This window comes from Bradyrhizobium sp. (assembly GCF_016462955.1).
Classification (GTDB): Bacteria; Pseudomonadota; Alphaproteobacteria; order Rhizobiales; family Xanthobacteraceae; genus Bradyrhizobium.
Genome location: NZ_JAEMSD010000187.1, coordinates 1 through 10553, shown reverse-complemented (window position 1 = coordinate 10553; position 10553 = coordinate 1). Strand labels below are relative to the sequence as shown.

The 10553-nt window shown below is 64.1% G+C and carries 8 protein-coding genes; 6 read left to right on the top strand and 2 right to left on the bottom strand.

The window, feature by feature from the left end:
• Positions 1 to 312 precede the first annotated feature (312 nt).
• From rho to JHD07_RS19560, 6 genes are all read left to right on the top strand, one after another.
• Positions 313 to 1578: a transcription termination factor Rho gene (gene rho / locus JHD07_RS19585; RefSeq protein WP_008133567.1), complete on the top strand. Its 1266-nt coding sequence runs from the start codon at positions 313 to 315 to the stop codon at positions 1576 to 1578.
• Between the two features lie 308 nt (positions 1579 to 1886).
• A complete protein-coding gene (gene mnmE, locus JHD07_RS19580) occupies positions 1887 to 3245 on the top strand; it encodes a tRNA uridine-5-carboxymethylaminomethyl(34) synthesis GTPase MnmE (protein WP_291624827.1) in 1359 nt (452 codons plus the stop codon).
• Positions 3246 to 3726: 481 nt separating this feature from the next.
• Entirely contained in the window at positions 3727 to 5607 is a 1881-nt protein-coding gene (gene mnmG / locus JHD07_RS19575; RefSeq protein WP_291624824.1) for a tRNA uridine-5-carboxymethylaminomethyl(34) synthesis enzyme MnmG, read from the top strand.
• Between the two features lie 109 nt (positions 5608 to 5716).
• Positions 5717 to 6388, top strand: a complete 672-nt coding sequence (gene rsmG, locus JHD07_RS19570) for a 16S rRNA (guanine(527)-N(7))-methyltransferase RsmG (protein ID WP_291624851.1) — start codon at positions 5717 to 5719, stop codon at positions 6386 to 6388.
• A 27-nt stretch (positions 6389 to 6415) separates the two neighbouring features.
• On the top strand, positions 6416 to 7285 hold the full coding sequence (locus tag JHD07_RS19565; RefSeq protein ID WP_291624822.1) for a ParA family protein: 870 nt from the start codon (positions 6416 to 6418) through the stop codon (positions 7283 to 7285).
• 144 nt (positions 7286 to 7429) lie between these two features.
• Complete coding sequence (locus JHD07_RS19560; protein WP_291624820.1) at positions 7430 to 8314, top strand: ParB/RepB/Spo0J family partition protein; 885 nt, start codon at positions 7430 to 7432, stop codon at positions 8312 to 8314.
• A gap of 50 nt (positions 8315 to 8364) precedes the next feature.
• Here the strand turns inward: JHD07_RS19560 and JHD07_RS19555 are convergent, their stop codons facing one another.
• A complete protein-coding gene (locus JHD07_RS19555) occupies positions 8365 to 9189 on the bottom strand; it encodes an IS5 family transposase (protein ID WP_291624818.1) in 825 nt (274 codons plus the stop codon).
• 280 nt (positions 9190 to 9469) lie between these two features.
• Positions 9470 to 10498 (bottom strand): DNA polymerase III subunit delta, encoded by a 1029-nt coding sequence (gene holA / locus JHD07_RS19550; RefSeq protein ID WP_291624816.1) that lies wholly within the window; start codon positions 10496 to 10498, stop codon positions 9470 to 9472.
• Positions 10499 to 10553 lie beyond the last annotated feature (55 nt).

Sequence of the window (10553 nt, the reverse complement as noted above, 5' to 3'; positions counted from 1 at the left end):
GTGCCGACTGTCCTGATGATCTTGATCGTCATTTTGGTGATCGTGAAGCCGTTCTAGGCAGGCAGCGCGACGATTGGCTCAGCGCTTCGGCTTGCGGAGCGGCGAGCGATTTTCTATATTGTCGATATCCCACCCAACGCAGGCGGATGTGGTTGTGTCCGAGCTTTCCAGAGGCCGGACACCGCATCAGGTTTGAAGCCTCACCGGCACTCACCTTGCTAGACCTGCGGACCTTACCTGCACCTGCTCGCGTCCGCATTTCAGAGCCTCCTCGCACCCCCTCTTTTCAGGTTACCCCACAGGACCACCCCAATGCGGGAAATTAAACTCGAAGACCTCAAGTCCAAAACGCCGGCCGAGCTCGTCTCGTTCGCGGAGGAGAACGGGGTCGAGAATGCCAGCACCATGCGCAAGCAGGAGCTGCTGTTCGCTATCCTCAAGCAGCTCGCGCTCGCCGAGACCGATATTGTCGGCCAGGGCGTCGTCGAAGTTCTCTCCGACGGCTTCGGCTTTCTCCGCTCGCCCGATGCGAATTATCTGCCGGGCCCGGACGACATCTACGTGTCGCCCTCGCAGATCCGCCGTTTTGGCCTGCGGACCGGCGATACGATCGAAGGTCACATCCGCAGCCCGAAGGAGGGCGAGCGCTACTTCGCGCTGCTGAAGGTCAACACCCTCAATTTCGAGGACCCGGAAAAGGCCAAGCACAAGGTCAATTTCGACAACCTCACGCCGCTGTTTCCGAATCAGCGCTTCCGCATGGAGATCGACGATCCCACGCGGAAAGACCTGTCTGCACGCGTGATCGACATCGTCGCGCCTATCGGCAAGGGCCAGCGCGCGCTGATCGTCGCGCCGCCGCGCACCGGCAAGACCGTCTTGATGCAGAACATCGCGCATTCGATCACGCACAATCATCCCGAATGCTATCTGATCGTCCTCTTGATCGACGAGCGTCCGGAAGAAGTCACGGACATGCAGCGTTCGGTGAAGGGTGAGGTGGTTTCCTCGACCTTCGACGAGCCGGCGGTGCGTCACGTCCAGGTCGCCGAAATGGTGATCGAGAAAGCCAAGCGCCTCGTGGAGCATGGCCGCGACGTCGTCATCCTGCTCGATTCGATCACCCGCCTCGGCCGCGCCTACAACACCGTGGTGCCGTCATCCGGCAAGGTGCTGACCGGCGGTGTCGATGCCAACGCGCTGCAGCGCCCGAAGCGCTTCTTCGGTGCCGCGCGCAACATCGAGGAGGGTGGCTCGCTGACCATCATCGCGACCGCGCTGGTCGATACCGGCAGCCGCATGGACGAAGTCATCTTCGAAGAGTTCAAGGGTACCGGTAACTCGGAACTGATCCTGGACCGCAAGGTCTCGGACAAGCGGACCTTCCCGGCGATCGACATCTCGCGCTCCGGCACCCGCAAGGAGGAGCTCATCACCGATCCGCAGGTGCTCAAGAAGATGTACGTGCTCCGCCGCATCCTCAATCCGATGGGTACGATGGACGCGATCGACTTCCTGCTCGACAAGCTGCGTTCGACCAAGAGCAATTCGGAGTTCTTCGATTCCATGAACACCTGAGTGCAGTGCAGCAAAGACGTTGGGGCGCCTTCGGGCGCCCTTTTGTTTTGCGGTCTTGCTGCGGGGATCGTGCAGCATGGACCCGATCCTGCCGCTTGGTCTGTTGCCTCGGTATGCTGTTGATATCGCAGAATAAGTTTTGACTTATCGCTGGCTGGCCGATCGTGCAGCAGGCAGGTTTGCAGCATAATGCTGCGGATTTATTGCGGCGCAACATGGGTGGTGCTGCGGGTTTTGTGCAGTATTTCCCCAATCCGGGCGGCGGAGTGGGATGGTTGCCTTTTCGCCTGCAGCCGGACAAATAAGCCATGCATCCGCGAGACCAGACTATATTTGCCCTGTCCTCTGGCCGGGCGCCGAGCGCGATCGCGGTGGTCCGCGTCTCGGGCTCTCAGGCCTCTCAGGTGCTGACGACGCTCGCCGGCAAGCTGCCCGCGCCGCGGCAGGCGAGCCGCCGGCTGCTCCGCGATTCCCGGGGACAACCGATCGACGACGCCGTCGTGCTCTGGTTTCCCGGACCGGGCAGCGCCACGGGCGAGGATATCGCCGAATTCCACGTTCACGGCGGCCGTGCCGTGCTGGCCGCGCTCCTCACCTCGATTTCGGCTTTTACGAATACGCGACCAGCCGAGCCCGGCGAGTTCACGCGGCGGGCGTTCGAGAACGGCAAGCTCGACCTCACCGAAGCGGAGGGTCTCGACGATCTCATCCACGCCGATACCGACCGACAGCGCCGCCAGGCGCTGCGCCAGTTGCAGGGGCTGCTCGGCGATCGCGCACGCGATTGGCGCGAGCGCATCATCGAGGCTTCCGCATTGATCGAGGCCGGCATCGATTTCTCCGATGAAGGCGACGTGCCGGCTGAATTGAGGGCGCCGGCCGTCAAGGCGATCAAGGCGCTGTATGAGGAAATCCAAAAAGTCCTTGCGGCACAGGGACATTCTGAACGGCTGCGCGACGGTCTCGTGGTGGCTATCGCCGGCGAGCCGAATGTCGGCAAGTCGACGCTGATCAACCAGCTCGCGCACCGCGACGTCGCCATCGTCTCGCCGCACGCCGGCACCACGCGCGATGTGATCGAGGTGCAGCTCGATCTCGAAGGCTATCCGGTCACCGTGATCGATACCGCGGGCATTCGGGAGACTGACGATCCCGTGGAGCAGGAAGGCGTGCGCCGGGCCCGCGTGCGGGCCGAGGACGCCGATCTGGTGCTGTGGCTGGTCGAGGGCGCGCAGGCGGTCGATCCCGATGCGATGCCGGCGCTTCGGAGATCCCCCAGCCGCGATGGATCCGAAGGGTCGGTTTGGATCGTGCGCAACAAGATCGACCTCGGCGCGGCCGGGGCTGTCAGACCGAAGGGGGAGCTCGGGATCTCGGCGAGCCGGGGTGACGGCATCTCCGAGCTGGTGGATGCGCTGGTGGCATTCGCGTCGGATTTCTTCGGAACCAGCACCGAGGGCGCCATGGTGACTCGCGTGCGCCAGCGCGATTTGTTGACCCAGGCCTCAGACAGCTTGCGCCGGAGTCTGGACCTTGTAGAAGACGGTGAGGAGTTGGCCGCCGAAGAGCTGCGTGCCGCAGCTTTTGCCCTCGGCCGGTTGTTGGGCCGAGTGGACGTCGAGGACGTCCTGGGTGCCATCTTCCAGAAATTCTGCATTGGAAAGTAGGTCTAGTTCTACATTGTAGAATTAGAATTTGTTCCATTTCTTCTGTTTCACGTGAAATACTGATGCGGTGCTTCCGCCATCTGTCTAGCTGTTTCACGTGAAACAGACCCCCTCATGAAACTATCCCCGTCCGCGATCTCGCTCCCCAGAAGAGCGGGTGTGAGGACGGCCGCCCCCAATCTCATGATTGCGAGGCGATCGTAGAACCCGAAGTCCCTGTGAAGGGCTCTGGAGTTCTTCGGCACGAGGGGCATCCGAGGGTCAATGTCCCGCTCCCTCTTCGCGGCGTAGGATCGGTTCGCTGTCATGCCCTGGGTTTTGTTTCACGTGAAACCGCAGTCTCTCCAACACCCCTCCTACTGTGCATGGGGTTGTTTTCGCGAATCGCATTGAACTCTCGGGTGCACGTTCGGTTTCACGTGAAACACTCACACCTAGTTTTCCCTTCCGGCCTCACCGCCTCTGAGATAGAAGTCCGCCCATGCGAACAGAGCGAGAGAGCTTCGACGTCATCGTGATTGGCGGCGGCCACGCCGGCTGTGAGGCCGCGGCTGCTTCCGCTCGAATGGGCACCTCGACCGCCTTGGTCACCCACCGGTTTTCCACGATCGGCGCCATGTCCTGCAATCCCGCCATCGGCGGGCTCGGCAAGGGTCATCTCGTCCGCGAGGTCGATGCGCTCGATGGTCTGATGGGCCGGGTCGCCGATGCCGGCGGGATCCAGTTTCGCGTCCTCAATCGCCGCAAGGGCCCCGCGGTCCGTGGCCCCCGGGCCCAGGCCGACCGGAAGCTCTATGCGACGGCGATGCAGGCCGCGATCCGGGAAACAGCGCGTCTGTCCGTTATCGAGGGCGAGGCGGACGAGTTGATCGTGGTTGAGGGACGGGTGACCGGAGTGCGCTTGGCGGATGGCCGCACGCTCCTGGCCGGGGCTGTCGTCGTCACCACCGGCACCTTCCTGCGCGGGCTGATCCATCTGGGTGAGAAGAACTGGCCGGCCGGGCGGGTCGGAGAGGCCCCCGCAATGGGGCTTTCGATGTCCTTCGAGCGCGCCGGCTTTACCCTGGGACGGCTCAAGACCGGTACGCCGCCGCGCCTCGACGGCACCACGATCGACTGGTCCGCGGTCGAGATGCAGCCCGGAGACGATCCGCCGGAGCCGTTCTCGGTGATGACCGAGCGGATCACGACGCCCCAGATCCAGTGCGGCATCACCCGGACCACGGCCGCGACCCATGAAGTGATCCGGGCCAATGTCCATCGGTCCCCGATGTACTCCGGCCAGATCAAGAGCTCTGGCCCACGATATTGCCCCTCGATCGAGGACAAGATCGTGCGCTTTGGCGACCGCGACGGCCACCAGATCTTTCTGGAGCCGGAAGGTCTCGACGACAGCACGGTCTATCCGAACGGCATCTCGACCTCGCTTCCCGAGGAGGTCCAGCTCGCGATCCTCGCCAGCATCCCGGGTCTGGAGCGGGTGAAAATGGTCCGCCCGGGCTACGCCATCGAATACGACCACATCGATCCCCGCGAGCTCGATCCGACCCTGCAGACCAAGCGCCTCCGTGGTCTGTTCCTGGCCGGGCAGATCAACGGCACCACCGGTTACGAAGAGGCGGCCGGTCAGGGCATCGTAGCCGGGCTGAACGCTGCGCTCTCTGCCAGCGGCGCCGCGTTGACGGTGTTCGACCGTGCCGATGGCTATCTCGGCGTGATGATCGACGATCTCGTCACTCGTGGGATCAGCGAACCCTATCGGATGTTCACCTCCCGGGCGGAGTACCGACTGACGCTGAGGGCCGACAATGCGGACCAGCGCCTGACCGAGAAGGGTATCGCCTTGGGGTGTGTCGGCCGTGCCCGGACGCAGCACCATCGCGCCAAGATGGAAGCTCTGAACGCGGCCCGGACGCTCTCGAAGTTGCTGACCATCACGCCGAACGAGGCCATCAAGCACGGGCTCTCCCTCAACCGGGATGGTCAGCGCCGCTCGGCCTTCGAGCTGCTGGCCTATCCCGAGATCGGCTGGAGCCAGGTCCGCACGATCTGGCCGGAGCTGTCTGCCATCGACCCGGTCATTGCGACCCATCTCGAGATCGACGCCAAGTACGATGTCTATCTGGAGCGCCAGAGCGCGGACGTCGAAGCCTTCCGGCGTGACGAGGGGATGGTGCTGTCGGAGGTCGATTACAGCCTCGTCCCCGGGCTCTCCAACGAGGTCCGCGCCAAGCTGGAGAAGACCCGGCCGTTCACTCTCGGCCAGGCCGGCCGGATCGACGGCGTGACACCGGCCGCGCTCGGCATTCTCGCGGCCTATCTCCGCCGCGAGGCGCGGAAATCATCCAAGGCTATCGCATAGGTTTCACGTGAAACAACGCGGACGCGGCGGGGACAGACCGCTATCGCGACGACCCGGAGCGGGAGAGGGCGCAGGGCCTGGAGCAAGCGCGGCGCCGGCCAGACCGAAGATCGACAAGGCCAGCGCCAACGATCAGGCGCTCGACGCCATCATCGCCGCCGATAAGGCCGCAGCCTTGAAGCTCGCTCCCGTTTCACATGAAACGGAGGCGCGGCTCGATCGGTACATCGCGCTGCTGCGGGAGTGGCAGGCCAAGACCAATCTGATCGCGCCCTCGACGCTGCCGCAGCTCTGGACCCGGCACATCGCCGACTCGCTTCAGCTCGTCGATCTCGCGCCATCCGCCAAACGGTGGGCCGACCTCGGCAGCGGTGGCGGCTTTCCCGGCGTCGTCCTGGCCTGCGTCATGGCGGGGACGCCGGGTGCCAGCGTCCATCTGGTTGAGCGCATCGCCAAGAAGGCAGCTTTTTTGCGCGAAGCGACCCGAGTCACCACATCTCCGGGAGTCGTACATCTAGCTGAGATCGGGGATAATGTGGATAGAATCACCGGCCCCGTCGATTGCGTCACCGCGCGCGCACTGGCTCCGCTACACCAACTCATCGGCTTTGCGGAGCCGCTGATGCGTCAGGGCGCAAAGGCGTTGTTCCTCAAGGGTCAAGATGTAGAGGCCGAATTGACCGAAGCCGCTAAATATTGGAATATTCAGCCGCAGCTTCACCAAAGCCGCACGGGCGACGGCTGGATCGTAGAGCTGGATGCCGCCGAACGGCACAGCTGAGCGTTCAGGGGTGATTGGGGAATTGCGATGAGCGTGATTGACGAACCGCAGCAAGAGCAGGCGGCCGAGGAAAAGCCAGCCGAGGTCCCACACGGCCACCCGCGCATCCTGGCGCTGGCCAACCAGAAGGGCGGCGTCGGCAAGACAACCACAGCGATTAATCTCGGTACGGCGCTCGCGGCGATCGGTGAGCGCGTCCTGATCGTCGATCTTGATCCGCAGGGCAACGCCTCGACCGGCCTTGGCATCGACCGCCGCAACCGATCCTGCTCGACCTATGACGTGCTCGTTGGCGAAGCGGCCTTGCGCGAGGCCGTGGTCTCGACCGCCGTGCCGCGCCTGCACATCGCGCCCTCGACCATGGACCTCTCCGGCCTCGAGCTCGAGCTCGGAACCACGCCCGGCCGAGCCTTCAAGTTGCGCGACGCGATCGGCGCGCTCAACACCAACGTCTCGCCCGACGCCGACTACACCTATGTGCTGATCGACTGCCCGCCCTCGCTCAACCTGCTCACCGTCAACGCGATGGCTGCGTCGGACGCGATCTTGGTGCCGCTGCAGTGCGAGTTCTTCGCGCTCGAAGGTCTGTCGCAACTCCTGCAGACTGTGGAGCAGGTGCGTTCGACGCTCAATCCGAACCTGTCGATCCACGGCATCGTGCTGACCATGTTCGACTCGCGCAACAACCTCTCCAACCAGGTCGTCGCCGACGTCCGCCAGTTCATGGGCGAGAAGGTCTACAAGACGATGATCCCGCGCAACGTGCGCATTTCGGAAGCGCCGTCCTACGGCAAGCCGGTGCTGGTCTACGACCTCAAATGCGTCGGCAGCGAAGCGTATTTGCGCCTCGCCACCGAAGTGATCCAGCGCGAGCGCGAGCTGCGCACGACGCATTGACGATGCCGTAGGGTGGGCAAAGGCGTCTTCGCCGTGCCCACCGTCTTCCACGCATGAGCAACGGGTGGGCACGCTTCGCTAACCCACCCTACGATTCGAAATTCAGTTCTGGAGTGCTGCACCGTGAATCCAAGGGAGCTGGCGATGGCCGACGAAGCGCGTTCGCGACTGGGCCGGGGTCTTGCAAGTCTGATCGGCGACGTCGGCGGCGAGGCGCAGCATGTCGACCGTCCGCGCGCGCAGCGCAAGGTGCCGATCGAATTCATCAAGCCCAATCCGCGCAATCCGCGCCGCACCTTTTCGGACACCGAGCTGAGGGAGCTCAGCGACTCCATCAAGCAGCATGGCGTGATCCAGCCGATCGTGGTGCGTCCGGTGAAGGGCGCGCAGGACCGCTACGAGATCATCGCCGGCGAGCGGCGCTGGCGTGCCTCGCAGATGGCCGGCCTGCACGAAGTGCCCATCGTCCCGGTCGACATCAGCGACAGCGATGCGCTGGAATTCGCCATCGTCGAGAACGTGCAGCGCGAGGACCTCAACCCGATGGAGGAGGCGCAAGGCTACCACGCGCTCGCCAACGAGTTCAAACGCAGCCAGGAAGAGATTGCGAAAGTCGTCGGCAAGAGCCGCAGCCATGTCGCCAACATGATGCGGCTGACGAAGCTGCCGGCCGAGGTGCAGGCTTTCATCGCAACCGGTGAGTTGACGGCCGGCCATGCCCGCGCGCTGATCGGCGTTCCCGATCCGCTCGCCGCGGCCAAGCGCATCGTCGAGGAGGGCCTCAACGTCCGCCAGGCCGAGGCTCTGGCGCACGAGGAAGGCGTGCCCGAGCGCAAGCCGCAGAAGGCGCGCGCCGGCGCGAAGGAAAAGGACCCCGATACGATCGACCTCGAAAAGCGCGTCAGCGACGCGCTGGGTCTCAAGGTCACCGTCAATCATCGTGATCCCGGCGGCTCCGTGCAGATCAACTACCGCAACCTCGATCAGCTCGACGAGGTGATGAAGCGGCTCGCCAAGGGCGCTATTTGAACGCATGAACCCTCTGTCCGTCACCCTGAGAGCCTGACTCAAAATGCGTTTTAGGGTCTTGCCAGGCGACGAGTTAGCAGCCTGATATGGGCGGCGAGCAGCCAGGCAAGTTCCGTGGCAGCGGAGCCTTCGAAGTCTTTGGAGAGGCGCCGACATCGGCCGAGCCATGCGAAGGTGCGCTCGACAACCCAGCGCCTTGGTAGAAGCTGGAAGCCTTTAACCCCGGGCGGCCGCTCCACGATCTCGATCGTCCACGGGCCGCAGTCTGAGAGCGCGTTGACGAGTTGTTTGCCGCGATAGATCCGGTCGGCGAAGACATGCTCTAGTCTCGGAAAGTGGTCTCGCAAGCTCTTCAACAAGGGAACAGCACCATGGACATCCTGAATGTTGGCGGGATGAACATATGCAGCCAGCAGAAGACCGTTGGTGTCGGTCACGATATGGCGTTTGCGGCCATGGAGGCGCTTGCCGGCGTCAAATCCGCGAGGCCCGCCAGCCTCTGTCGTTGAAGCAGTCTGGCTATCGATGACAGCAGCGGTCGGCTTGGGCTTTCGTCCAAGTCTCCGGCGCTCCTTCCGAACCAAAGCTTCGACGATCTCCTGCCATCTGCCCGTGTCGCGCCAGGCGTAAAAGTAGCCCTGCACGGTCGAGTATGGCGGAAACTCCTTCGGCAAGGCTCGCCATTGGCAGCCGCTCGACAAAACATAGAAGATCGCCTGCATGATTGCGCGCAGATCGACCTTCCGCGGCCGGCCCAATCGCCGTCGCGGCGGCATCTTCCGGGCGATCAAGGCCCATTCGGCGTCAGTCAGATCACTTGTGTAACGCAGTCCACTGCGCTGATACTGGAGACGAGCGGCTTTGGTCCACGGCACGGTGTCCTCCCTCGAATCTTCGCAAATCCGAAGGAATCACAAGCCCGCCAAAACCGCTCACCCTTTTTCGGTCAGGCTCTGAGGTGGCCGCTTCTTCAGCGGCCCTCGAAGGGCGACGGCCCGGCTGCATCTCGGCCTTTCATCCTTCGAGGCTCCGGCCGCGATGCGTTGCATCGCGGCCCTCGCGCCTCAGGATGACGGGTTTGATACTTCGCGGCGCTCGCGATGACGGTGGAGAGAGGTGCGCTCGCAATGACGCGCAGAGAGTCGAGGGGCTGAATTACCCCCGCCGCTTCGCGTTCGCCGCGATCGCCATCAGCGTGCGCTGGGCGATGGCGGCGGCGAGCGTCGATTGCTTGCGGGTGTCGAGCGCAGCTGTTGCGAGCTGCTCGATGATGGTGGCGAGCCGGGCCGGGCTGAAATTGCGCAGCGCGGTCTCGACAGCAGGCTTGCGGGAAAAATGCAGCCGTGGAAAGCCGCCATCGAGCACGGCGGAGGCAGGCTGGCCGTCGGCGATCGCGAGCGCCGATTTGTGCAGCCACGCGGCCTGGCGCTGCGCGGCGGAGATAATCACGCCGGGGTAAGTGCCGGCGATCATGGCCTTTGCGAATTCGCTCTCGACGATGTCGGGTCGCCCGGCAAAGGCGCCGTCCACGATCGGATCGAGCTTGAGCTCCGAGGCATCGGCGACCACGGCCATGACGTCGTCCAGGGTGACCTCGCCCTTGCCGTGGGCATACAGCGTCAGCTTGCGCAGCTCGTTGCGCGAGGCCTGGCGGTCACCACCGAGGAACGACATCAGCGCTGCACGGGCGTCCTGCGCGATGCGCAGATTGGCGATGCGCAGCTCCTCCTCCATCAGCCTGGCGAGGTCGCGCTCGGTGTCGGGATAGCAGCCGATCGCGACGGCGGTCTTGGCTTTCTCGCAGACCTTGCGCAGCGGCGATTCCGGGCGCAGCTCGCCGGCTTCGATCACGATGCGGCAATCCCGCACGTCCATCTCGGACAGGGTCTCGATTCCGCCGGCGAAGCTGCGCGAGCCGGCGCGAACGCGAATGGCGCGGCGGCCGCCGAACAGCGGCACCGTCATGGCCTCGTCGACGAGACGCGAGGGCTCGGCGGAGAGTTCGTCACCGTCGAGCTTGACCAGCGAGAACGGATCGTTGGGATCGTCGACGCCGGACGCGATCAGCGCATCGGCACGCTCGCGGACGAGGCCGGCATCGGGACCGTAGATCAGCACCAGGCGATAGGCGGGGTCCAGCCGGGCGAGCGCGCGGTCCGCCTCATGCGCCTTGATCGAGGCCATGCGGCGTCCTGATCCGCTCAGCCGGCGACGAGGTCGGCGGCGATCTGTCCGCGAA